The organism is Kitasatospora albolonga (assembly GCA_002082585.1).
GTDB lineage: Bacteria > Actinomycetota > Actinomycetes > Streptomycetales > Streptomycetaceae > Streptomyces > Streptomyces stephensoniae.
In genome coordinates, this window is the sequence record CP020563.1 from 1,180,819 (window position 1) to 1,202,642 (window position 21,824).

The 21,824-nt window shown below is 72.3% G+C and carries 20 protein-coding genes and 1 tRNA gene; 8 read left to right on the forward strand and 13 right to left on the reverse strand.

Going from position 1 to position 21,824, the window contains the following annotated elements; translation table 11 throughout:
* Positions 1 to 17: 17 nt before the first annotated feature.
* Positions 18 to 740 (reverse strand): phosphoglycerate mutase, encoded by a 723-nt coding sequence (locus B7C62_05000; protein ARF71683.1) that lies wholly within the window; start codon positions 738 to 740, stop codon positions 18 to 20.
* A gap of 125 nt (positions 741 to 865) precedes the next feature.
* On the opposite strand from B7C62_05000, the gene B7C62_05005 reads away from it, so the two are divergent.
* Positions 866 to 1,855, forward strand: a complete 990-nt coding sequence (locus tag B7C62_05005) for a magnesium and cobalt transport protein CorA (GenBank protein ID ARF71684.1) — start codon at positions 866 to 868, stop codon at positions 1,853 to 1,855.
* A gap of 3 nt (positions 1,856 to 1,858) precedes the next feature.
* Here the strand turns inward: B7C62_05005 and B7C62_05010 are convergent, their stop codons facing one another.
* Both B7C62_05010 and B7C62_05015 read right to left on the reverse strand, forming a co-directional pair.
* Positions 1,859 to 2,647, reverse strand: coding sequence for a hypothetical protein (locus B7C62_05010; GenBank protein ARF71685.1), 789 nt, complete (start codon positions 2,645 to 2,647; stop codon positions 1,859 to 1,861).
* 291 nt (positions 2,648 to 2,938) lie between these two features.
* Positions 2,939 to 3,988: an LLM class F420-dependent oxidoreductase gene (locus tag B7C62_05015; protein ID ARF71686.1), complete on the reverse strand. Its 1,050-nt coding sequence runs from the start codon at positions 3,986 to 3,988 to the stop codon at positions 2,939 to 2,941.
* A 138-nt stretch (positions 3,989 to 4,126) separates the two neighbouring features.
* On the opposite strand from B7C62_05015, the gene B7C62_05020 reads away from it, so the two are divergent.
* On the forward strand, positions 4,127 to 5,110 hold the full coding sequence (locus B7C62_05020; protein ARF71687.1) for an aldo/keto reductase: 984 nt from the start codon (positions 4,127 to 4,129) through the stop codon (positions 5,108 to 5,110).
* Positions 5,107 to 7,554, forward strand: coding sequence for a DNA helicase RecD (locus B7C62_05025; GenBank protein ARF71688.1), 2,448 nt, complete (start codon positions 5,107 to 5,109; stop codon positions 7,552 to 7,554). The genes B7C62_05020 and B7C62_05025 overlap by 4 nt, the downstream gene beginning before the upstream one ends.
* A gap of 64 nt (positions 7,555 to 7,618) precedes the next feature.
* Here B7C62_05025 and B7C62_05030 read toward each other — a convergent pair whose 3' ends face one another.
* Positions 7,619 to 8,281: a hypothetical protein gene (locus B7C62_05030; GenBank protein ARF71689.1), complete on the reverse strand. Its 663-nt coding sequence runs from the start codon at positions 8,279 to 8,281 to the stop codon at positions 7,619 to 7,621.
* A 47-nt stretch (positions 8,282 to 8,328) separates the two neighbouring features.
* Here B7C62_05030 and B7C62_05035 point away from each other — a divergent pair, with 47 nt between their 5' ends.
* Complete coding sequence (locus tag B7C62_05035; protein ID ARF71690.1) at positions 8,329 to 8,517, forward strand: hypothetical protein; 189 nt, start codon at positions 8,329 to 8,331, stop codon at positions 8,515 to 8,517.
* Between the two features lie 91 nt (positions 8,518 to 8,608).
* Here the strand turns inward: B7C62_05035 and B7C62_05040 are convergent, their stop codons facing one another.
* The 3 genes from B7C62_05040 to B7C62_05050 all read right to left on the reverse strand — a co-directional run bounded on the left by B7C62_05040 (position 8,609) and on the right by B7C62_05050 (position 11,275).
* Positions 8,609 to 9,409 carry a hypothetical protein gene (locus B7C62_05040; GenBank protein ID ARF71691.1) on the reverse strand — a complete coding sequence of 267 codons (801 nt, stop codon included), beginning with the start codon at positions 9,407 to 9,409 and terminating at the stop codon, positions 8,609 to 8,611.
* 139 nt (positions 9,410 to 9,548) lie between these two features.
* Complete coding sequence (locus tag B7C62_05045; GenBank protein ARF71692.1) at positions 9,549 to 9,782, reverse strand: chaplin; 234 nt, start codon at positions 9,780 to 9,782, stop codon at positions 9,549 to 9,551.
* A gap of 164 nt (positions 9,783 to 9,946) precedes the next feature.
* Entirely contained in the window at positions 9,947 to 11,275 is a 1,329-nt protein-coding gene (locus tag B7C62_05050; GenBank protein ARF71693.1) for a hypothetical protein, read from the reverse strand.
* 182 nt (positions 11,276 to 11,457) lie between these two features.
* On the opposite strand from B7C62_05050, the gene B7C62_05055 reads away from it, so the two are divergent.
* Both B7C62_05055 and B7C62_05060 read left to right on the forward strand, forming a co-directional pair.
* Positions 11,458 to 11,545 (forward strand) — tRNA-Leu (locus B7C62_05055).
* Positions 11,546 to 11,621: 76 nt separating this feature from the next.
* A complete protein-coding gene (locus B7C62_05060) occupies positions 11,622 to 12,557 on the forward strand; it encodes a pseudouridylate synthase (protein ARF71694.1) in 936 nt (311 codons plus the stop codon).
* A 12-nt stretch (positions 12,558 to 12,569) separates the two neighbouring features.
* Here the strand turns inward: B7C62_05060 and B7C62_05065 are convergent, their stop codons facing one another.
* The 3 genes from B7C62_05065 to B7C62_05075 all read right to left on the reverse strand — a co-directional run bounded on the left by B7C62_05065 (position 12,570) and on the right by B7C62_05075 (position 15,056).
* Positions 12,570 to 13,199 (reverse strand): Zn-dependent hydrolase, encoded by a 630-nt coding sequence (locus B7C62_05065; GenBank protein ARF71695.1) that lies wholly within the window; start codon positions 13,197 to 13,199, stop codon positions 12,570 to 12,572.
* Positions 13,196 to 14,284 carry an S-(hydroxymethyl)mycothiol dehydrogenase gene (locus B7C62_05070; protein ID ARF71696.1) on the reverse strand — a complete coding sequence of 363 codons (1,089 nt, stop codon included), beginning with the start codon at positions 14,282 to 14,284 and terminating at the stop codon, positions 13,196 to 13,198. Before B7C62_05070 ends, B7C62_05065 begins: the two co-directional genes overlap by 4 nt.
* A 70-nt stretch (positions 14,285 to 14,354) precedes the next feature.
* Positions 14,355 to 15,056, reverse strand: coding sequence for a GntR family transcriptional regulator (locus B7C62_05075; GenBank protein ID ARF71697.1), 702 nt, complete (start codon positions 15,054 to 15,056; stop codon positions 14,355 to 14,357).
* A 132-nt stretch (positions 15,057 to 15,188) separates the two neighbouring features.
* Here B7C62_05075 and B7C62_05080 point away from each other — a divergent pair, with 132 nt between their 5' ends.
* On the forward strand, positions 15,189 to 15,716 hold the full coding sequence (locus B7C62_05080) for a gluconate kinase (GenBank protein ID ARF71698.1): 528 nt from the start codon (positions 15,189 to 15,191) through the stop codon (positions 15,714 to 15,716).
* A 12-nt stretch (positions 15,717 to 15,728) separates the two neighbouring features.
* Positions 15,729 to 17,126: a gluconate transporter gene (locus B7C62_05085; protein ARF71699.1), complete on the forward strand. Its 1,398-nt coding sequence runs from the start codon at positions 15,729 to 15,731 to the stop codon at positions 17,124 to 17,126.
* A 77-nt stretch (positions 17,127 to 17,203) separates the two neighbouring features.
* Here B7C62_05085 and B7C62_05090 read toward each other — a convergent pair whose 3' ends face one another.
* The 3 genes from B7C62_05090 to B7C62_05100 form a co-directional block, all read right to left on the reverse strand.
* Positions 17,204 to 18,784, reverse strand: a complete 1,581-nt coding sequence (locus B7C62_05090; GenBank protein ID ARF71700.1) for an amino acid permease — start codon at positions 18,782 to 18,784, stop codon at positions 17,204 to 17,206.
* A 40-nt stretch (positions 18,785 to 18,824) separates the two neighbouring features.
* The gene (locus tag B7C62_05095; GenBank protein ID ARF71701.1) at positions 18,825 to 19,796 is read right to left on the reverse strand and encodes a hypothetical protein; all 972 of its coding nucleotides are present in this window, start codon (positions 19,794 to 19,796) and stop codon (positions 18,825 to 18,827) included.
* A 290-nt stretch (positions 19,797 to 20,086) separates the two neighbouring features.
* A complete protein-coding gene (locus B7C62_05100; protein ARF71702.1) occupies positions 20,087 to 21,739 on the reverse strand; it encodes an FAD-binding dehydrogenase in 1,653 nt (550 codons plus the stop codon).
* Positions 21,740 to 21,824 lie beyond the last annotated feature (85 nt).

Consider the following 21,824-nt stretch of genomic DNA (forward strand, 5'->3'; position numbering starts at 1 on the left):
CCTACTGCGCGCGGAGATCACGGTGCGCCCCCGCCGCCGCCCACCGCCGCGTCGGACGTGCCGTCACCCGCGCCGGACGGTACGGCGTCCGCCCCGACGGGCTGTTCGCGCGGGGCCAGCGGGGTGAGGTCGCCCGTGTCGCCGACCCGCAGGAGGAAGGGGCGCAGCCGGGTGTAGCGGATCGCGGTGACCGAGCAGGGGTCGACGTGGATGCGCTGGAAGAGGTCCAGGTGCATCCCGAGGGCGTCGGCGACCAGGGACTTGATGATGTCGCCGTGCGAACACATCACGTACGTGGCGTCCTCGCCGTGCTCCGCCGCGACCCGGTCGTTCCAGTCGCGTACGGCGTCGACGGCGCGGGCCTGCATGGCGCGCATCGACTCGCCGCCGGGGAAGGCGGCGGCGGAGGGGTGCTGCTGGACGACGGACATCAGCGGTTCGTCGGAGAGCTCGGCGAGCTTGCGGCCCGACCAGTCGCCGTAGTCGCACTCGCTGATGCGCTCCTCGGTGTGCGCGGGCAGCCCGGGGCGGGCGTCCAGGAGCGGCTGGAGCGTCTGGCGGCAGCGCTCCAGGGGGCTGCTGACGGCGGTGGCGAGGGTGAGCGCGGCCAGCCGGGCGGGCAGGGCGGCGGCCTGTTCGGTGCCGCGCTCGTCGAGGAGGACCCCGGGGGTGCGGCCCGCGAGCACTCCGGCGGTGTTGGCGGTGGAGCGTCCGTGGCGTACGAGGATCAGCGTGGGCATACCGGCCAGGGTAGATGTGCCGGACCGACGGGTGCGAGGGAGGCGTCACGGGGAAGGAGAGAGCGGTGAACGGGGCCCCGCCCACCTTGTACGTTGTGGTCCCTGACCTCCCCGAGGATGCCGAAATGATCGTGGACTGTGCCATCTACCAGGACGGCCGCCGGACCGCTGGGCCCGACGACTTCTCCCAGGCCCTCGAAAAGGCCCGGAGGTCCGACGACGCCTTCCTCTGGATCGGCCTGCACGAGCCGACGGAGCGGGAGTTCGACCTGGTGAGCCAGGAGTTCGGGCTGCACCCGCTCGCGGTCGAGGACGCGCTGCGCGCGCATCAGCGCCCCAAGCTGGAGGTGTACGACGACTCGCTCTTCGCGGTGCTGAAGCCGGTCGTCTACGAGCCGGAGAACGACGCGGTGAGCGCCGATGAGCTGATGATCTTCATCGGGGACTCGTTCGTGGTGACGGTCCGGCACGGGGAGAGCGCCCCGCTGTCGGATGTACGCAGTCGGCTGGAGGCGGAGCCGGAGATCCTGGCGCACGGGCCGACGGCGGTCCTGTACGCGATCAGCGACGCGGTGGTGGACCACTACATCGATGTGGCCGGGGAGCTCCAGGTGGACCTGGAGGAGCTGGAGACGGAGGTGTTCGCTCCGACGAGCGGTCCGGGCGGCTCGTCGAACACCGCGGCGAGCATCTACACGTTCAAGCGCCAGGTGCTGGAGTTCCGCCGGGCCACGGGCCCGCTGACGGCGCCGATGACCCGGCTGGCGGGGGCGGGGGTGCCGTTCGTCCACACGGAGGCGCAGCCGTTCTTCCGTGATGTCGCCGACCATCTGACGCGGGTCAACGAGCAGGTGGAGGGGCTGGACCGGCTGCTGTCGGACATCCTCTCGGCCCATCTCGCGCAGATGGGGGTGCGGCAGAACGACGACATGCGCAAGATCTCGGCGTGGGCGGCGATGGCGGCCGTTCCGACCATGGTCGCGGGCATCTACGGCATGAACTTCGACCACATGCCGGAGCTGCACTGGGCGTGGACGTACCCGGCTGTCGTCCTGTTCATGACCCTGGCGGTGGTCGGTCTCCACCGCCAGTTCAAGCGGCGCGGCTGGCTCTGAGGGTCACGCGTACTCGGGTTCCGGCACGGCCCGGCCGCCCAGGGCGTCGCGCCGCTCGGGCATCTCCAGGCTCACCATGCGCCGCCAGCCGCCGAGGCGCTCGTACGCGTACACCGCGTGGATTCCGGCGGCGAGCGCGGCGGCCTTGGGGCGCGGCCAGCCCAGCAGCCGTCCCATGTGGTCCATCACCGCGAGGCTGACATCGCGGTAGACCCTGATCTCCGCCAGGGCGCACTCGCGCATGGTCCGCTGGATGGTCCGGCCGTGCCCCTCACGGGCGAGCCGCAGCAGCTCCTCGTGGCAGTACGCGAGGTGGTTGTCCTCGTCGTCGGAGATCATCCGCACGGCGCGGCCGATGTCGGGGTGGTCGGCGAAGTACCGGCACAGCAGCCGCATCTGCTCGGAGGCGCGCTGTTCGGTGATCCTGCTGTGGGCCAGATAGGTGATGATGTCGCGCTCGGTGAGCCGTTCCTCGCCGCGCAGCCGGGAGTGGGCGAGGCCGATGCCCTGCTGCTCCAGGAGCATCGTGTAGTCGGTCTCCGGGGGGACATCGGCCGGTTGCAGCCCGCGCTTCTTCAGGAGGGCGTTGAAGATCCGGCCGTGCTTGTCCTCGTCGGCGCCGTGCCGGACGATCCTGGGGGCCAGGGCGCGGCGGCTCTCGGGCACCAGGGCGGCGATGCGGGCGTTCTCCCAGCCGCCCTGGGACTCGCCGCTGGCGGCGATGGAGCAGAAGAGCCGGTAGGACTCGTCGTGGTCCAGGATCTCCTGGAACAGGCTGCGGGCTGAGAGCATGAAAGCCACCTCCGTACCGGTGTCCGCGGGGCCGGGCCCCGCGGAGCAGTAGTGCGCAGAGCAGCAGTCAAATGCGCCGGGGAGCAGTCGGCAACCGGAGCAACGGCGGGGGTGACGGGGGTCAACCTGACACCCCGGCGTAACCCCGGGGCGTCAGGCGCGTTGTTCCGGGTGACGGCCGTGGCGGGGAAGACCCCCGAGCCCCCACCACGGCCGTAGTGCTGCCCTCCGGAAGCTCCGGGAAAGCCTCCGGAAGTCCTTGAGGCCCGAGCGCGGGGCCCTGGTGAAGGCTCACGCGAGTCCGGAGCGCTCCAGGGCGTCCGTACCGGCGCGCAGGGCGGTGAGCCGCTCCTCCAGGGTGAAACCGGCGGGGGCGAGGTTGAGCGTGGTGACCCCGGCGGCGGCGTACGCCTGCATCCGCTCGGCGATCCGCTCGACGGGACCGAGCAGCGTGGTCTGGTCGATGAGCCGGTGCGGTACGGCGGCGGCGGCCCCGGCCTTGTCCCCGTCCAGGTACTTGTCCTGGATCTCGGCGGCCTCCTTCTCGTACCCCATGCGCTGCGCGAGCTGGTTGTAGAAGTTCTGCTTCCGGCTGCCCATCCCGCCGACGTACAGGGCGGTGTACGGGCGGAACATGTCGGCCAGTCCGGTGACGTCGTCGCCGATGGCGAGCGGCAGCGTCGGGGAGACGTCGAAGCCCTCCATGGTCTTCCCGGCCTTCTCCCGGCCCGCGCGCAGATAGGTGAGCGCGGTCTCCTCCAGATGGTCGGCGGAGGGGAAGATCAGCAGGGCGCCGTCGGCGATCTCGCCGGTCTGCTCCAGGTTCTTCGGGCCGATCGCGGCGATGTAGAGCGGGATGTGCTCGCGCTCCGGGTGGACGGTGAGCTTGATCGGCTTGCCGGGGCCGCCGGGCAGCGGGAGCGTCCAGTGCTGCCCCTCGTAGGAGAGCCGCTCGCGGGTCATCGCCTTGCGGACGATCTCGACGTACTCACGGGTGCGGGCCAGCGGCTTGTCGAACTTGACGCCGTACCAGCCCTCGGAGACCTGCGGTCCCGAGACGCCGAGGCCGAGCCGGAAACGGCCGCCGGAGAGCGAGTCGAGGGTGGCGGCGGTCATCGCGGTCATGGCGGGCTGGCGGGCCGGGATCTGCATGATCGCGGAGCCGACGTCGATGGATTCGGTCTGGGCCGCGACCCAGGTCAGCACGGTCGGCGCGTCCGAGCCGTACGCCTCGGCCGCCCAGCAGACGTCGTAGCCGAGCCGGTCGGCCTCCTGGGCGACGGCGAGGTTGTCGCCGTCCATGCCCGCGCCCCAGTAACCGAGATTGATGCCGAGCCGCATAGCCGCTCCCCTTACTGATCAGTAACGTCCCGTCCCGGGGACTCTAGCGCGGGTGGCGGCGATCCGGCAGGCCCGCGCGACCTCGCGTTGTCCACAGGCTTCCACTCGGTGGGGCCATGGCCAGTAATCTCAGCGCCCATGGAGCAGAGGCATCTCGGCCGCACCGGCCTACGCGTGTCCCGGATCGGGCTCGGCACCCTCACCTGGGGCCGGGACACGGACGAGCACGACGCCGCCGACCAGCTCAAGGCGTTCTGGGACGCGGGCGGCACCCTGGTGGACACCGCCGATGTGTACGGGGGCGGGGAGGCCGAGTATCTGCTCGGCCGGCTCGTCGGCAGCCTGGTGCCGCGCGAGGACCTGGTCATCGCCACGAAGGCCGGGAACGTCCCCGACCCCTACCGCCGCTTCAACGGCTCGCGCGGGCATCTGCTGGCCGCCCTGGACGCCTCGCTGGAGCGGCTCGGCACGGACTACGTGGACCTGTGGCAGGTGCACGCCTTCGATCCGGCGACCCCGCTGGAGGAGACGCTCCAGGCGGTGGACCTGGCGGTCTCCTCGGGCCGGGTCCGGTACGCGGGCGTGTCGAACTTCTGCGGCTGGCAGCTGGCCAAGGCCGCCACCTGGCAGCTCGCCGCGCCCGGGGTACGCACCCGGCTGGCCAGTACGCAGATGGAGTACTCGCTGCTCCAGCGGGGCATCGAGCGCGAGGTGCTGCCCGCGGCGCTGGACCTCGGGATCGGGCTGCTGCCCTCCTCGCCGCTGGGCCGTGGCGTGCTGACGGGCAAGTACCGCCAGGGCACCCCGGCCGACTCCCGGGGCGCCTCCGAGCGGCTCGCCCCCTTCGTCGAGCCGTATCTGGACGACGCGGCGGCCCGGATCACCGACGCGGTGGCGACGGCGGCGGACGGTCTGGCGACGCACCCCCTGCAGGTGGCGCTGGCCTGGGTGCGGGACCGTCCCGGAGTGGTCGCCCCGATCGTCGGTGCGCGCAACGCCGGGCAGCTCACGGAGGCTTTGTCAGTGGAGGCGCTTACTCTTCCCTACGAGATCTGCCAGGCGCTCGACGATGTGTCGGCGCCCGTGCACCGCTATCCCGATCAGGACTGGAGCACGCTGTGACTGCGCTTCCCGGGGAGACCCCCGGCACCGTCGCCACGGACACACCGGAGGACGCCGGACCCCCGGCGGCCACCGAAGCCGAGGTCCCCGCACCGGCCGAAGCGCCCGAGGCCGCCGCCGTGGCCGGGCCCGAGGAGCCCGCGGAAGCCGAGGAGCAGGCGGAGGCAGCGGAAGCTGTGGAAGCCGAGAGGGCCAAGGAGGCCGCAGCGGACGGCTCCGGCGCGCATGCCGACGCGGACGGCCCGGCCGCCGAGGGCCCACCCGCAGACGAGGCACCGGACGAGGGCGCACCCGCTGAGAGTTCATCCGCTGAGGACGCGCCCAGCGACGAGGCGCCCGCCGGTGACGCGTCCACCGGCGAAGAGGGCTCCCCGGCCGCGCTCTCGGAGGCGCAGGCCGAGCTGGCCGCCCAGCGTGAGCTGCGCGAGCGGATCGCGAAGCGCAAGGCGGAGAAGAACGGCCCCGTCGCCGCCGGTGCGAAGCTGAGCGGCACCGCCGCCGATCTGCTCGCCGCCGTACGGGCCGTGGAGAGCGGCGAGAAGGCGGGCACGGAGTTCTTCGACTCGCCCGCCGCCCCGGCTCCCGCGCCCCGCCGCCCCGCCCCGGCCCCCGCCGGACAGCCCCACCGCCCCGCGCCGACAGCCGCCGCACCCGCCGGACGGGCCGCCTCGCCCGAGGCCCTGGACGCGGTGCGGGCGGTCCTCACCGAGGGCGGGGCCCCCGAGGCCCTGGCCCGCCCGGCCACCGGGAGGCTCGGCGAGCAGGCCGCCGGGCTGCTGCGCGCCGACCCCTGGCAGCTGCTGGCGGTGCCGGGCGTCCGGCCGGAGCAGGCGGACGGCTTCGCCCGGGCCCTGCTGGGCGCCGCGTGCGGCCCCGACGACGGGCGCCGGACGGCGGCCCTGGTCGGCTGGCTGCTGGAGCGGGCCGCCCTCCAGGGGCATACGGCACTGGAGATCGAGGCCGTCCGGGCGGCGCTCGCCGAGCGTGCGGTGAGCGACCCGGAGGAGGCCGTGCGCAACGCGGTGGACGAGGGCGTCGCCCTGCGGTTCCCGGAGGACGACGATCCCACCGGCCCCGATGCCGCGTACGAGGAAGAGGAGTACGACGGGGAGGGCGGGGCCTCCGCCGAGGGCGACGCCGACGGGAGCAGTGAGAGCACCGAGCCGGTCCAGGTGCTGCTGGGCCTGGACAGGTACGCGCTGGCCGAGGAGAGCCTCGCCGAGGGTCTGGCCCGCCTGATGAACGGCTGCGAGAAGGGGGCCGACTGGACGGCGGCCGCTGCCGCCGCCCCGTCCCCCTCGGCCGCCGAGCTGATCCGTACGACGGCCACCGCCGGGCTCGTCGTCCACAGCGGCGGCGAAGCGGCGCGGGCCGAGCCCGCCGCCCTGATCGCGGCGGCGCGGGGCCTGGGGCTGCGGGCCCTGGGCGCCACCCACAGCGCGGACGGCCGCCGTCGGCTGGCCGGAGCCGTCGGCGCCCCGGACGCGGCGGTCACCCTGGCCGGGCTGCTCTCCGGCGCCGAGGGCCCCGGGCGCGACGAGGACGGGGCGCTCGCGCTGGACCTGCTGGTGGTGCTGGACGCCCCCCAGCTGGACGTGGAGGGCGCGGCCGTCCTGGTCGAGGCGCTGGCGGACGGAGCCCGGCTGGTGCTGAGCGGTGACCCCGGGGTGCTGGGTTCGGCGGGGGCCGGGCGGGTCTTCGCCGATGTGCTGGCCGCACGGGCGTGCCCGCAGGTCGTCTCCCGTACACCCGACCCCGGGCCCATCGGGGAGCTGGTCTCCGGGATCGGCATCGGGGAGCTGAACCAGGTGGCGGCCCCCGGCAAGGAGGTCGTGATCGTCCCGGTCCGCGATGCGGGCGAAGCCGTCCACCGCACGGTGCAGCTGGTGGCGGACTCGGTGCCCCGGGCCTTCTCGATCCCCGCCGCCGACACCCAGGTCATCACCGTGGGCCACGGCGGGGCGGCCGGGACCCGAGCGCTGAACGAGGCCCTGAAGCAGCGGCTCAACCCGGGACCGGGCCGGTTCGGCGGGTTCGACCCGGGGGACCGCGTGGTCCATGTGCCCGCGCCCGGCCGCGCGGTGCCCGGGGTGGTGCGCTCGGCCGACGCCGAGGGGCTGCACCTGGACTGCTCGGGCGTCCCCGTCGTCGTACCGCAGGAGCGGGTGGAGTCGGCGGTGCGGCACGGCTGGGCGCTCAGTGCCCACCAGACGGCCGGGATGCGCTGGCCCGCCGCCGTGGTGGTGCTGCCGGGCGACGCGGCGGCGGGGCTGAGCCGGCCGTGGGTCTACACCGCGTTCGGCCGGGGCGAGCTCCATCTGTCCGTGGTGCACGGGGTGGACCAGGCGCTGCCGCACGCGGTGGCGCAGGTCCCGGCCCAGGAGCGGACGACCAGGCTGCGCACGCTGCTCGAAGCGCTCCCGACGCCCGACGCGGCTTCCTGAGGCACAGATGAGGGCGGGCCCCGGCGCAGTGCGCCGGGGCCCGCCCTCATGATCATGCGTCAGATCACGCGCGGCCCGCCGCCGGCTCGTCGAGCTCCTCGTCCAGCTCCTCCTCGTCGAAGACGGCGCTGACGTCGAAGCGGCACACCACCAGCTCGGGGTCGGCGTCCTCGAACGGGGCCCCGAGCCACTCCCCCGGCTCGGGCAGCGCCTCGGCCGCCGAGACCCAGAGGGTGGAGTCCCCCTCCTCCAGGCCGAACTCCTTGTGCCGGGAGGCGATCTCGTCCGGTTCGTACTCCCCGAAGAGCACCCCGAGCGCGGCGTGGACGCTGGTGCCGACGACCGGGGTCGTGGAGCCGTCGCCGCCGGGTCCGGCGTCGATGTCGGCGAGACGCTGGGCCTGGGCGAGCAGGCGCGGCGGCTCCGCGACCGCGTAGTCGCGCCGGATGAGCACGCTGAGCGCGCTGGGTTCGGCGGGTCCGGCGTAGGGCGGCAGGGAGTCGTCCGCGCCGGGGATCTCGAAGGGGGTGACCTCGTCGTAGCGGTCGTAGAGCAGCTCGTCGTAGACCTCGGCAGCGGCGGCCAGTGAGTTGAACGCCTCGTAGACGGCGGGGTCGTCGTCCCCGGTACGGCGTTCGACCGCGTCGAGGTGACGGTCGATCGCGGCTTTGACCGCCTCGGCGGCGGCACGTACCTCGGCAGCGGTGGGCTGCGCAGCATCAGACATAGTGCAGACGCTATCCGTACCGGGGCTCTGCCCGCACAATAGATGCGATGCCGGAATACGAATTTGTCGACGTGTATGTGCCGCGCGGGGTCTCCCGCAACGAAGCGGCCCGACTGCTGACCGACCATGCCGAGTACGGGCACTGGGAGCTGGACCGGCTGACGCTGCGCCGCGACGGCAGCCGCAGAGTGCGGCTCCGCCGACGGATCATCCGTCAGCTACGAGCCACCTGGTGACACAGGGAACGGGCCCCGCGACTGCGGGGCCCGTCCTGTTCATCCCGGTACGACCGGTGCTTCATTCCGGTACGACCGGTGCGCGCCCGGATCAGGCGGCGCTGCGGGAGCGGCGGTAGAGCACCGATCCCATCCCGGCCAGCAGCAGTCCGGCGCTCGCCGGGATGAGCATCTCCATGCCGCCCGCACCGGTCTGCGCGAGCTGCTCCTCCGGGTCGAGCTGGGGCTCGGGGATGTTCGGCTCGGGCGGCTGGTTGGCCGGGGGCTCGACCGGCGGGTCGACCGGCGTCTCCGGGGTGACCGGGGGCTTCTCCGGCTCCTCCGGCGGCGGGGGCGGCGGCTCGGCGTCGTTGGAGCAGCTGTTGCCGAAGGTCGGGTTCAGCAGCCCGATGACGGAGACGCTGTTGCCGCAGACGTTCACCGGGACGGAGACCGGAGCCTGGACCGAGTTGCCGGAGAGGATGCCGGGCGAACCCTGTGCGACCCCTTCCGCACCCGCGCCACCGGCCCGGTGGCGGCCCGTGCCGGGCTCGCCGTGCCGGTCCGACGCGGTGGTGTTCCCGGCCTGGGCCCCGTTCCCGGCCTGGGCCCCGTCGCCGGAGCCGCCGCCGATACGGTTCTGCGTTCCGGAGCCCTGGCTCGACGCCGCCGACCCGTTCTCGCAGTCGTTCCCGAACGTCGGGTTGATGAGTCCGCCGACGGTGACCGAGTTGCCGCAGACGTTGACCGGGATGTCGATCGGGACCGAGACCGAGTTGCCGGACAGCACGCCCGGCGATCCGGTGGCCGTCGAGGCCGCACCGGCGTCGGCGTGGGCGTAGCCGCCACTGAGAGCGAGGACCCCGCCCGCCGCCGCCATGGTGATCAGGCCCTTACGAGTGACCTGTCGCATAGGTTCGTTTCCTGCCTTCTGCCTTCCGAAAAACCCCCGGACATGACCGTGCGGGAGCCGAATGCCGAACGGTCCCGAAGTGCATGGGACGCACTCCGGGACCGACCGAGCTCAAGCCCTTACGGGCTGACGTTCAACGTCACGCGTTGACGCAGGTGTTGCCGAAGGCGGGGTTCAGCAGCCCGATCACGGAGACCGTGTTGCCGCACAGGTTGATCGGCACGTGGACCGGGACCTGGACGACGTTGCCGGACAGCACGCCGGGGCTGCCGATGGCGGCACCCTGGGCGCCCGCGTCGGCGGAAGCCATGCCCGCACCCGCGAGAACGAGGCCACCGGTGGCAGCCGCAACTGCGACGACCTTCTTGATCATGATTCCTCCTAGTTGGAAAGTGCGGTCCCAGCCGCGGACCGCAAAACTTGTAACGAGGAGGGTGGGGCGGGGCTACGCGTGAACGGCGCGTTTCACCCTTTCGGTCATGTGCGCACAGGCGGGCGAATACACATGCGCCCGGTCAGGAGTTCGTACGGGACCGGTCAGGAGTGGTCGATGAACCGGTCGAGCACCCGCACGCCGAACTGGAGGCCGTCGACCGGGACCCGCTCGTCGACCCCGTGGAACATCCCGGCGAAGTCCAGCTCCGGCGGCAGCTTCAGCGGGGCGAAGCCGAAGCCCCGGATGCCCAGGTCGTCGAAGGACTTGGCGTCGGTCCCCGCCGAGAGCATGTACGGGACGGCACGGGCGATCGGGTCCTCGGCGACCAGCGCGGTCTGCATGGCGTCCACCAGGGCGCCGTCGAAGGTGGTCTCCAGCGCCTTGTCCGCGTGCACGTCCTCGCGCTTCACCCGGGGGCCCAGGATGCGGTCCAGATCGGCGAGGAACTCCTCCTCGTACCCCGGCAGGTACCGGCCGTCGACATGGGCGGTGGCCTGGCCCGGGATCACGTTGACCTTGTAGCCGGCGCCGAGCTGGGTGGGGTTGGCGGTGTTCTGGAGGGAGGCGCCGATCAGCTTGGCGATGCCGCCGAGCTTGGCCAGCGTCTCGTCCATGTTCTCCGGGTCCAGCTCGGTGCCGAGCGCGTCCGAGAGCTCGTCCAGGAAGTGCCGCAGCGTCTTGGTGACCCGCACCGGGAACTTGTGCCGCCCGAGCCGCCCGACCGCCTCGGACAGCTCCGTGATGGCGTTGTCCTTGTGGATCATCGAGCCGTGCCCGGCGGTGCCGTCCACGGTGAGCTTCATCCAGTGCATGCCCTTCTGGGCCGTCTCCACCAGATAGAGCCGCAGCTTCTCGTTGACGGTGAACGAGAATCCGCCGACCTCGCTGATCGCCTCGTTGACGCCCTCGAAGAGCCCCGGGTGGTTGTCGACCAGGTAGCGGGCCCCGTACGTGCCGCCCGCCTCCTCGTCCGCCAGGAAGGCCAGCACGATGTCGCGCGGGGGCTTGCGGCCCGTGCGCATCCGTTCGCGTACGACCGCGAGGGTCATCGCGTCCATGTCCTTCATGTCGACGGCGCCCCGGCCCCAGACGCAGCCGTCCGCGATCTCCCCGGAGAACGGGTCGTGCGTCCAGTCCGCCGCATTGGCCGGGACCACGTCGGTGTGCCCGTGGATGAGCAGGGCGGGCCGGGAGGGGTCCTCGCCCTCGATCCTGGCGACGGTGGAGGCGCGGCCCTTGTGCGATTCGAAGATCTGCGGCTCCAGACCCACCTCGGCGAGCTTCTCCGCCACGTACTCGGCGGCGAGCCGCTCACCGGGGCCCGAGTGGTCGCCGTAGTTGCTGGTGTCGATCCGGATCAGGTCACGGCAGAGGTCCACGACCTCCCGCTCGGCGTTGCCGACGGCCCTGCCCGCGCTGCTCTCGCTCACGATGCTCCTTCCGCTGTCACTGTGGTGCTCCTCTCCATCCTCCCGCGCCCACCGCCCGCGCCCAAGGGCGTGCACCCCCCGTCACGCGCCGTTCACAGCCTCGGGGGCGTGATCGAGCACCCTCGAATGTTTGCTATGGTTTTCCACGTCGGAACGGGCGAGGCCCGCGAGACAGACACCTTGTCCGGGTGGCGGAATGGCAGACGCGCTAGCTTGAGGTGCTAGTGCCCTTTATCGGGCGTGGGGGTTCAAGTCCCCCCTCGGACACCAGCGGGAGCCCCACTTCGGTGGGGCTCTTTTGCGTCACCGAGCCGGGTCATCGGGCCGGGCCGGGAAAGGGGCGGGGATGAGGGGCCGCAGGAAGGCGTCCGCCGGGCCTCTCCCCCAGCGGGACGGGATCGATGCCGTGCGGGTGCGGCTGCCGGAGGACCCCGGGGGGCGCTGGGGAAGCGTCGGGGAGCATCTGGCCGACCGGTTCGGCGGGGCGATCGGGGCCGAGCGGGTCGCGGCGATGCTCGACGCGGGGCGGTTCGTGGGGGCCGACGGGACCGCCGTACGGAGTGACGAGCCGTATACCGCCGGGCGGTGCCTCTGGTTCCACCGGGACTTCGCGGCCGAGGAGCCGGTGCCCTTCCCGGTCGGGGTCGTGTACCGGGACGAGCGTCTCGTGGTCGTGGACAAGCCGCACTTCCTCGCCACCACGCCCCGGGGGCAGCACATCACCGAGACCGCGGTGGCCCGGCTGCGGCGGGAGCTGGGGGTGCCGGCGCTCCAGCCCGCGCACCGGCTGGACCGGCTGACGGCGGGGCTCGTGCTCTTCGTGGTGCGGCCGCAGGAGCGGGGCGCGTACCAGACGCTGTTCCGGGACCGGCTGGTGCGCAAGGAGTACGAGGCGGTGGCCCCGTACGACCCGGAGCTGGTCCTCCCCCGGACCGTACGGAGCCGGATCGTGAAGGAGCGCGGGGTGCTCGCCGCCCGGGAGGAGCCGGGTGAGGCGAACAGCGAGAGCCGGGTGGAGCTGGTGGAGCGGCGGGGTGCGCTGGGGCGCTACCGGCTGGTGCCCGCCACCGGGCGGACGCATCAGCTGCGGGTCCATATGAACGCGCTGGGGGTGCCGATCGTCGGCGATCCGCTGTATCCGGTGGTGGCGGAGGGAGCGGTGGAGGACTGGGAGCGGCCGTTGCAGTTGCTGGCGCGGCGGCTGGAGTTCACCGATCCGGTCAGCGGGGAGCCGCGCCGCTTCGAGAGCGGGCTGCGGCTCTCCGCCTGGCCGGACCGGTGACGTACGCGGTTCTCAGTGGCCGCGCTTGATCCAGTCGTCGAGCTGCGGGGCCTCCGCGCCGATGGTGGTGGGGTCGCCGTGGCCGGTGCGGACCGTGGTGTCGCCCGGGAGCGTGAGCAGCCGGTCCCGGATCGAGTCGATGATCGTGGGGAACGACGAGAAGGAGCGGCCGGTGGCGCCGGGGCCGCCCTGGAAGAGCGTGTCGCCGGTGAAGACGGTGGCCAGCCCGGGGGCGTACAGGCAGACCCCGCCGGGGGCGTGGCCGGGGGTGTGCAGGACCGTGAGGGTGGTTCCGGCGACAGTGAGTTCCTGGCCGTCGGTCAGGGTGCCGTCGGGGGCGCGGTCCGGGTGGGTCTGCTGCCAGAGGGGCAGGTCGTCCGGGTGGAGCAGGATCGGGGCGCCGGTGGCCTCGGCGAGGGCCGGGGCGGCGTCGATGTGGTCGTTGTGCGCGTGGGTGCAGACGATGGCGCGCAGCGTACGGCCGCCGAGCGCGGCCTCGATGGCGGCGGCGTCGTGGGCGGCGTCGATGACGATCGCCTCGGTGTCGTCGCCGACGATCCAGACGTTGTTGTCGACGTCCCACTCACCGCCGTCGAGGGCGAAGGTGCCGGAGGTGACCAGGTGGTCGATGCGGGCGGTCATCGGAAGACCACCACCGAGCGCAGCACGTTGCCGTCGTGCATCTTGGTGAAAGCCTGCTCGATGTCGCCCAGGCCGATGGTCTCGGTGACGAAGGCGGCGAGGTCGAGGCGGCCCTGCTGGTGGAGGTCGACGAGCATCGGGAAGTCGCGGGAGGGCAGGCAGTCGCCGTACCAGGAGGACTTGAGCGAGCCGCCGCGGCCGAAGACGTCCAGGAGCGGCAGTTCGAGCTTCATGTCGGGGGTGGGGACGCCGACGAGGACGACCGTTCCGGCCAGATCGCGGGCGTAGAAAGCCTGTTCGTACGTCTCCGGGCGGCCGACGGCCTCGATGACGACGTCGGCGCCGTTGCCGTCGGTGAGGGCGCGGATGGCCTCGACGGGGTCGGTGGTACGGGAGTTGACGGTGTGGGTGGCGCCCATCTGCTTCGCCGTCTCCAGCTTGCGGTCGTCGATGTCGACCGCGATGATCTTCGCCGCTCCGGCGAGCCGGGCCCCGGCGACGGCCGCGTCACCGACGCCGCCGCAGCCGATGACGGCGACCGAGTCGCCGCGGCCGACCTGGCCGGTGTTGATGGCGGCGCCGATGCCCGCCATGACACCGCAGCCGAGGAGTCCGGCGACCTCGGGGGCCACTTCGGGGTCGACCTTGGTGCACTGGCCGGAGGCGACGAGGGTCTTCTCCGCGAAGGCGCCGATGCCGAGGGCGGGCGACAGCTCCGTGCCGTCCAGCAGCGTCATCCTCTGCTTGGCGTTGTGGGTGTCGAAGCAGTACCAGGGGCGGCCGCGCAGACAGGCGCGGCACTGGCCGCACACGGCACGCCAGTTGAGGATGACGAAGTCACCGGGGGCGACGTCCGTGACGCCCTCGCCGACCGACTCCACGATGCCCGCCGCCTCGTGGCCGAGGAGGAAGGGGAACTCGTCGTTGATCCCGCCCTGCTTGTAGTGCAGGTCGGTGTGGCAGACGCCGCACGCCTGGATCTTCACGACGGCCTCTCCGGGGCCGGGGTCGGGGATGACAATCGTCTCGACCCGCACCGGCTCGTTCTTCCCGGGTGCGATGACCGCTTGCACCTGCTGTGGCATAACCCTGCTCTCCCTGCTCCCGCGTTTCGCGAAGATCGAACGCCGACCACCGTACGCCCCGGGAGACCTTCTACGGGGCGAGGACGTCCAGTTCGTGCAGGGCGCCGACCGCGATCTCCTTGGTGATGCGCTCGGCCGCTTCCGGGTCGCCCTCGCGGACCGCTTCGGCGAGGCGTACGTGGAGGGTGACGGCGGCCGGGTCGGGGTCCTCGAACATCACCTGGTGGTGGGTACGGCCCGCCAGGACCTCGGCGACGACGTCCCCGAGGCGGGCGAACATCTCGTTGCCGGAGGCGTTGAGGATGATCCGGTGGAAGGCGATGTCGTGTTCGAGGTAGCCCTCCAGCTGCTGGCCCCGGGAGGTGGCGACCATGCCGAGGGCACGTTCGGTCAGCTCGGCGCACTGCTCGGCGGTGGCGTGGCGGGCGGCGAGGGAGGCGGCGACCGGTTCGACGGCGGAGCGCAGGACCGTGAGGGAGCGCAGCTGGCGGGGACGGTCGGCGCCGGCCAGCCGCCAGCGGATGACCCGGGGGTCGTAGACGTTCCAGGTCTCGGTGGGGCGGACGGTCACCCCGACCCGGCGGCGGGACTCGACCAGGTGCATGGATTCCAGGACCCGGACCACTTCGCGGATCACCGTACGGGAGACGTCGAAGCGCTGGGCCAGCTCGTCGGTGCGCAGGACGCTGCCCGGCGGGCACTGGCCGGAGGTGATCTCCAGACCCAGGGTGTCCAGCACATGTGTATGCAGCCCCTGGCTCTGTGTGGTCATGGGGCCAGCCTACGGGGAGCCCCTCGGGAACAAAAAGTACGACGTATACGTCACAGCCTCTTGAATAAGTCGTACCTAATAGGTTTCAGTAGCGCGACGGACCGATGTCGAAGAAGACAGCGAGACACCCCCATGAACACCGCACCCCCCATGAGCACCCCCCACGTCGTCGTGGTGATGGGCGTGGCAGGAACCGGCAAGACCACGATCGGTCCCCTGCTCGCCGCCGAACTCGGCGTTCCGTACGCCGAGGGGGACGACTTCCACCCCCCGGCCAACATCGAGAAGATGTCGGCAGGCATCCCCCTGGACGACGACGACCGGTGGCCCTGGCTCGACGCCATCGGCGCGTGGGCGCGCGGGCGGGCGGGGCTCGGCGGGGTGGTCTCCAGCTCGGCGCTCAAGCGGTCGTACCGCGACCGGCTGCGGGCCGGGGCGCCCGGCGCGCTGTTCCTTCATCTGACCGGCGACCGGGCGCTGATCGAGGAGCGGATGGCGGACCGCAAGGGCCACTTCATGCCCACCACGCTGCTCGACTCCCAGTTCGCGACGTTGCAGCCGCTCCAGGCCGACGAGGCCGGGGTCGATGTCGACGTGTCCGGCACCCCTGAGGAAATCACCCAGCGAGCCGTCGCCGCGCTGCGGCGGCTCGACAGCTAAAGGATCATCACCGTGACCAGTCTCAGCGTCGAGATGCTGGCAGCGGACGCCGCCGAACCGATCACCTCGGCAGGCAACGCGCAGTTGGGCATCGCCGTCCTGGCGGGCATCGCCGTCATCGTTCTCCTGATCACCAAGCTCAAGATGCACGCGTTCCTGGCGCTGACCATCGGTTCGCTGGCGCTCGGCTCCTTCGCGGGGGCGGCACCGGCCGACACGATCGCCAGCTTCACCGCGGGCCTCGGCTCCACCGTCGCGAGCGTAGGCGTGCTCATCGCGCTCGGCGCGATCCTGGGCAAGCTGCTCGCGGATTCGGGCGGGGCGGACCAGATCGTCGACACCATCCTGGCGAAGGCGAGCCGGGGGGCGATGCCGTGGGCGATGGTCCTCATCGCCTCGATCATCGGGCTGCCGCTCTTCTTCGAGGTCGGGATCGTGCTGATGATCCCGGTGGTGCTGCTCGTCGCCAAGCGCGGCAACTTCTCCCTGATGCGGATCGGCATCCCCGCGCTGGCCGGGCTCTCCGTGATGCACGGGCTGATCCCGCCGCACCCCGGCCCGCTGGTCGCGATCGACGCCCTGGACGCCAACCTCGGGGTGACGCTGGCGCTCGGTGTGCTGGTCGCCATCCCGACGGTGATCATCGCCGGTCCGGTCTTCTCCCGGTACGCCGCGCGCTGGGTGGACATCGAGCCGCCGGAGAAGATGATCCCGCAGCGCCCCTCCGAGGAGCTGGACCGCCGTCCGAGCTTCGGCGCCACTCTGGTGACGATCCTGCTGCCGGTCGTGCTGATGCTGCTCAAGGCGCTCGTCGAGATCGTCGTGGACGACCCGGAGAACGGGTTCCAGCGGGTGACGGACGTGATCGGTTCGCCGATGATCGCGCTGCTCGCCGCCGTACTCCTCGGCATGGTCACCCTCGGCCGGGCCGCCGGGTTCACCCGGGGCAGGCTCGCCGGGACGGTGGAGAAGTCGCTCGCCCCGATCGCGGGCATCCTGCTGATCGTCGGCGCGGGCGGTGGCTTCAAGCAGACGCTGATCGACGCCGGGGTGGGCCAGATGATCCTGGACTTCTCCGAGAACTGGGCGATCCCCGCCCTGCTGCTCGGCTGGCTGATCGCCGTCGCGATCCGCCTCGCCACCGGCTCGGCCACCGTCGCCACCATCTCCGCCGCCGGTCTGGTCGCCCCGCTCGCGGCCGACATGTCGACCTCGCACGCGGCCCTGCTGGTGCTGGCCATCGGTGCCGGTTCGCTCTTCTTCAGCCATGTCAACGACGCCGGGTTCTGGCTGGTGAAGGAGTACTTCGGGATGGACGTCGGCCAGACCGTGAAGACCTGGTCGGTGATGGAGACGATCATCTCCGTGGTGGCCATCGCCTTCATCCTGCCGCTGTCGCTGCTGCTGTAGCCGCTCCCGTACGGCACAGGAGAACGCCCGCCCCGGTACGGCACCGGGGCGGGCGTTCCCGCGTACGTACGGGAGGGTCAGCGGCGGGTGGCCTCGCTCTCGGCCGCCTTCTCCAGCTGGAACGCCTCGTTGCCGAGGCCGATCCGGGCGTGCACCTCGGGCCTGGCCCTGCGCAGGACCGCACCGTAGACCAGACCGCCGACGAGGGCGGTGACGATCACGCCGGGCAGCAGCCAGTTGAGGGCCGAGCCGGAGCCGGAGCCCACGAGGACGTCGAAGTCGCGGACGGTGGAGACGGCGATCGACAGGAGGGCGACCCCGGCGAGGCCCGAGGCGATCAGGCGCCAGACCTGGGCACGGCCCGCGCCGCGCTTGACGAAGAAGGCGATGACGGCGAAGGAGGCGGCGGCCATCAGCAGGATCACGCCGAGCGCGCCGACGTTGCCCATCCAGGTGAAGAGGCGCAGGACAGGGACGGTGGGGTCCCCGATGTGGTTGCCGTCGCTGAAGGCGAAGGCCAGCACGATCACCACGGAGATGGCGGACTGGAGCAGCGAGCCGATGCCGGGGGCGCCGCTCGCCCGGTTGGTGCGGCCGAAGCGGGCGGGCAGCAGCCCCTCGCGGCCCATGGCGAACGCGTAGCGGGCGACCACGTTGTGGAAGCTGAGGAGCGCCGCGAACATCCCGGTGACGAAGAGGATGTGCAGGACGTCGGTGAAGGTGGAGCCGAGCCGCTCCTCGGTGAGGCCGAACAGCATGCCGGGGCCCTCCTTGAGGGAGGTGTCGGCGATGAAGCCGGGTCCGGCGGCGACCGTCAGGGCCCAGGAGCTGATGGCGAGGAACAGCGCGGCGTACCCCACGGCGAGGAACATGACCCGGGAGACCACGATCTGCGGGCGGCTGGTCTCCTCGGCGTAGACCGGTGCCTGCTCGAAGCCGACGAACGCGGCGATGCAGAAGCAGAGCGCGGTGGAGAGCCCGGCCCCGGTGAGGGTCCCGGGGTCGAACGCCGCGAACGAGAGCCCCTCGGGGCCCGGCTCGGAGACGGCGGCGATGTCGAAGATCACGACGAGCAGGCACTCGATGACCAGCAGGACGCCGAGCACCTTGGCGTTGAGGTCGATCTTCAGCCAGCCGAGGACGCCGACCACGACCACGGAGATCAGCGCCGGTATCCACCACTGCACATCGATACCGGCGTACGTGGAGAGGATGACGGAGACCTCGAAGCCGAGGATTCCGTAGATGCCGACCTGCATCGCGCTGTACGCCACCAGCGCCACGAGCGAGGCACCGGCTCCGGCCGTCGGGCCGAGGCCCCGGGCGATGTACGCGTAGAAGGCGCCCGCGTTGTGGACGTGGCGGCTCATCTCCGCGTAGCCGACGCTGAACAGCATCAGGACGGCGCCGAGGATGACGTAGAGCAGCGGCTGGCCGACGATGCCCATCACGCCGAAGACGGTGGGCATCACCCCGGCGACCACCATCAGGGGGGCGCTGGCCGCGAGCACGGAGAGCAGCAGGCCGGGGGTGCCGAGGCGGTCGGCGCGCAGGGCGCGTTCCTCGCCCTTGTACGTGTTGATCCCGCCGGTCCCGCCCGTCGGCCGGGGGGTGCCGGGCTGCCGGGTCCTGCCTGGAGTTGAACTGCCCGTCGACATGGCGGGGGTGGTCCCTTCTTCGGTTCTCGGTCGAACGTGGTCAGGGGGTGCCGAGCGCGTGGTCGCGTGCGGTGGTGAACGCGGTGTACGGGTCGCGGCCCGCGTACGACCAGGGGGCGGCCGTGGCGTACGGGCCGATGCGGTGGAAGAGGGCGGCGGCCTCGGCGGTCCGGCCCTCGCAGACCTTGGCGTGGGCCAGGAAGTTGAGGTCGACGCGGTGGCGCGGGTGGTCCTCGCGCTCCCACTCCAGCCACCAGTCGAAGGCGGCCTTCATCACCTGCCGGGCCCGCCGCCCCGACCAGTGGCCGGAGGCCACGGGGTCGCCCGGCTCGCTGCCCGCAGCGACGAGCACCCGGTAGCGCTCGGCGTGGGCGACGACGGGGAGGACGGCGAGCGGGGAGTCGGCGGGGGCCTGTTCGGCGGCCCAGGCGGCGAAGTCGTACACCTCGTGGAGCGGGTCCTGGCCGCTGTCGGGGCGGCTCTCGGCGAGTTGAGCGGTCATCACATGGTGGGCGTGGTGGTGCTCGGGGTGGCGGGAGCGGACCTCCTCGAAGAGCCGGCCGGTCTCGTCACCGCCGTCCTCGCGGCCCCGGTCCAGGAGGAGCAGGGCGAGCCACGGGGTGGGGTCCTCGGGGGTGGTCCGGGCGGCGGCGAGGCAGGTCTGCCGGGCGCGGGCGGCCTCCTCGGCCTTGGCCTTGGGGCGCAGGGCCCGTACGACACAGGCGCAGCCGAGGAGGGTGGCGGCGTCCGCGCTCTCGGGTTCGGCGAGCAGCCAGTCGCGGGCCCAGTCGGCGGCGGACGGGATCGCGGCGAGGCCGAGGAGGCGGTGTCCCCGGCGGTCCCAGTCGTTCCCGGTGGCCACCAGCAGGGCCCGGGCCCCGCCCCACCGTCCCTGGGTGAACTGGCTGCGCGCGTCGATGAGTTCGAGGTCGTCCAGGGCCGGGTCGAAGGTGTGGTCCGAGCGACCGCCCCGACGGCGGGAGCGGCCCAGGGGCGGCGGTGGCGGGGACATGCCGCAGGCTTCTTTCGACGCGGTGTGCGAGCAGATGATCGCGCACAGCAAAGCGGTAGGGGGCGCTCCACGTCAAGGGGAGGTCTACACCAACTCCGCTCGATGTTCGGACAGTTGGCCGGAAGTCATTGCGTGGCGTGAGGTGTTTGCGCAGCGTGCGGCGGGGTGGGCGGGGGGTGACGTGACGCCTGACACATTGGCGGTGCGGACCCCCGGGCGGATGCCCGGGCCCCGCTCCTCACATCGCCGGAGGGGCTTACGCCGTGGCCTTCGCTGCCGCCCGGCCCGCCCTACAGGGCTTTGGCCGCCGCCCGGCCCGCCGCGCGGCCCGAGAAGATGCAGCCGCCCAGGAACGTGCCCTCCAGGGAGCGGTAGCCGTGGACCCCGCCGCCGCCGAAGCCCGCCGCCTCGCCCGCCGCGTACAGGCCCGGCAGCGGGGTGCCGTCGGCGGTGAGGACCCGGGAGGAGAGGTCCGTCTCCAGGCCGCCCAGGGACTTGCGGGTCAGGATGTTGAGGCGTACGGCGATGAGGGGGCCCGCCGCCGGGTCCAGGATGCGGTGCGGTTTCGCCGTACGGATGAGGCGGTCGCCCAGGTAGGCGCGGGCCCCGTGGATGGCGGTGACCTGGAGGTCCTTGGTGAAGGGGTTGGCGATCTCGCGGTCCCGGGCGGTGATCTCGCGGCGCAGCCCGTCCGCGTCGATCAGGCCGTCGCCGGTGATCGCGTTCATGCCCCGGACCAGGGCGTCGAGGTCCTTCTCCACCACGAAGTCCGCCCCGTGGTCCATGAACGCCTTGACCGGTGCGGGCACGTCCGCGCGGGCCCGGCCGATCACGTCCCGTACCGACTTGCCGGTCAGGTCCGGGTTCTGCTCGGAGCCGGAGAGGGCGAACTCCTTGCCGATGATCCGCTGGTTGAGGACGAACCAGGTGTAGCCGTGGCCCGACCTCATGATGTGTTCGAGGGTGCCGAGCGTGTCGAAGCCGGGGAAGAGCGGGACCGGCAGCCGCTTGCCGCGGGCGTCGAGCCAGAGGGAGGAGGGGCCGGGCAGGATGCGGATGGCGTGCTTGGACCAGATCGGGTTCCAGTTCTCGATGCCCTCCGTGTAGTGCCACATCCGGTCCCGGTTGATGTGGTGGGCGCCCGCCTCCTCGGCGATGCCCAGCATCAGGCCGTCCACATGGGCGGGGACGCCGGAGAGCAGCTTCTCGGGCGGGGTGCCGAGCCGCTCGGGCCACTGGGCGCGGACCAGGTCGTGGTTGCCGCCGATGCCGCCGGAGGTGACGATCACCGCCTGGGCCTTCAGCTCGAAGGCGCCGGTCGCCTCCCGGCTGCTGGCGGTGCCGCGCTCGGCCCCGCTGGGCTCCAGGATCTCGCCGGTGACCGTGTCCAGCGCCCCGGCCGTGCGGGCGAGGCCGGTCACGCGGTGGCGGAACCGCAGCTGGACGAGCCCCTTGGCGACGCCCTCGCGGACCCGCCGCTCGAAGGGGGCGACGACGCCGGGGCCGGTGCCCCAGGTGATGTGGAAGCGGGGTACGGAGTTGCCGTGGCCGGTCGCGTCGTAGCCGCCGCGCTCCGCCCAGCCGACCACCGGGAAGATCCGCAGCCCCTGCCGGTGCAGCCAGGAGCGCTTCTCACCGGCCGCGAAGTCGACGTACGCCTCGGCCCACTTCCTCGGCCAGTGGTCTTCCTTTCGGTCGAACCCGGCGGTGCCGTACCAGTCCTGGAGGGCCAGCTCCCGGCTGTCCTTGATCCGCAGGCGGCGCTGCTCGGGCGAGTCGACGAGGAAGAGGCCGCCGAAGGACCAGTGGGCCTGCCCGCCGATGGACTGCTCGGGCTCCTGGTCGAGGAGGATCACGGAACGGCCCGCGTCGGCCAGTTCGGCGGTGGCCACGAGTCCGGCGAGCCCTGCCCCGATCACGATCACATCAGCGTCGTACGCCATGGGTTCCATCCTGTCGGGAAGGGGCGGCCGGAAGGGCTCGACGGGCGTGCAAGTTACCCGTGCGTCAGATCTTGGGTACCGGCCG

What these genes read in the sequence shown, in the direction of transcription:
- B7C62_05000 (ARF71683.1), bottom strand. Translation starts at nt 740, where the DNA reads ATGCCCACGCTGATCCTCGTACGCCACGGACGCTCCACCGCCAACACC.
- B7C62_05005 (ARF71684.1), top strand. Translation starts at nt 866, where the DNA reads ATGATCGTGGACTGTGCCATCTACCAGGACGGCCGCCGGACCGCTGGG.
- B7C62_05010 (ARF71685.1), bottom strand. Translation starts at nt 2,647, where the DNA reads ATGCTCTCAGCCCGCAGCCTGTTCCAGGAGATCCTGGACCACGACGAG.
- B7C62_05015 (ARF71686.1), bottom strand. Translation starts at nt 3,988, where the DNA reads ATGCGGCTCGGCATCAATCTCGGTTACTGGGGCGCGGGCATGGACGGC.
- B7C62_05020 (ARF71687.1), top strand. Translation starts at nt 4,127, where the DNA reads ATGGAGCAGAGGCATCTCGGCCGCACCGGCCTACGCGTGTCCCGGATC.
- B7C62_05030 (ARF71689.1), bottom strand. Translation starts at nt 8,281, where the DNA reads ATGTCTGATGCTGCGCAGCCCACCGCTGCCGAGGTACGTGCCGCCGCC.
- B7C62_05035 (ARF71690.1), top strand. Translation starts at nt 8,329, where the DNA reads ATGCCGGAATACGAATTTGTCGACGTGTATGTGCCGCGCGGGGTCTCC.
- B7C62_05040 (ARF71691.1), bottom strand. Translation starts at nt 9,409, where the DNA reads ATGCGACAGGTCACTCGTAAGGGCCTGATCACCATGGCGGCGGCGGGC.
- B7C62_05045 (ARF71692.1), bottom strand. Translation starts at nt 9,782, where the DNA reads ATGATCAAGAAGGTCGTCGCAGTTGCGGCTGCCACCGGTGGCCTCGTT.
- B7C62_05060 (ARF71694.1), top strand. Translation starts at nt 11,622, where the DNA reads ATGAGGGGCCGCAGGAAGGCGTCCGCCGGGCCTCTCCCCCAGCGGGAC.
- B7C62_05065 (ARF71695.1), bottom strand. Translation starts at nt 13,199, where the DNA reads ATGACCGCCCGCATCGACCACCTGGTCACCTCCGGCACCTTCGCCCTC.
- B7C62_05070 (ARF71696.1), bottom strand. Translation starts at nt 14,284, where the DNA reads ATGCCACAGCAGGTGCAAGCGGTCATCGCACCCGGGAAGAACGAGCCG.
- B7C62_05075 (ARF71697.1), bottom strand. Translation starts at nt 15,056, where the DNA reads ATGACCACACAGAGCCAGGGGCTGCATACACATGTGCTGGACACCCTG.
- B7C62_05080 (ARF71698.1), top strand. Translation starts at nt 15,189, where the DNA reads ATGAACACCGCACCCCCCATGAGCACCCCCCACGTCGTCGTGGTGATG.
- B7C62_05090 (ARF71700.1), bottom strand. Translation starts at nt 18,784, where the DNA reads ATGTCGACGGGCAGTTCAACTCCAGGCAGGACCCGGCAGCCCGGCACC.
- B7C62_05095 (ARF71701.1), bottom strand. Translation starts at nt 19,796, where the DNA reads ATGTCCCCGCCACCGCCGCCCCTGGGCCGCTCCCGCCGTCGGGGCGGT.
- B7C62_05100 (ARF71702.1), bottom strand. Translation starts at nt 21,739, where the DNA reads ATGGCGTACGACGCTGATGTGATCGTGATCGGGGCAGGGCTCGCCGGA.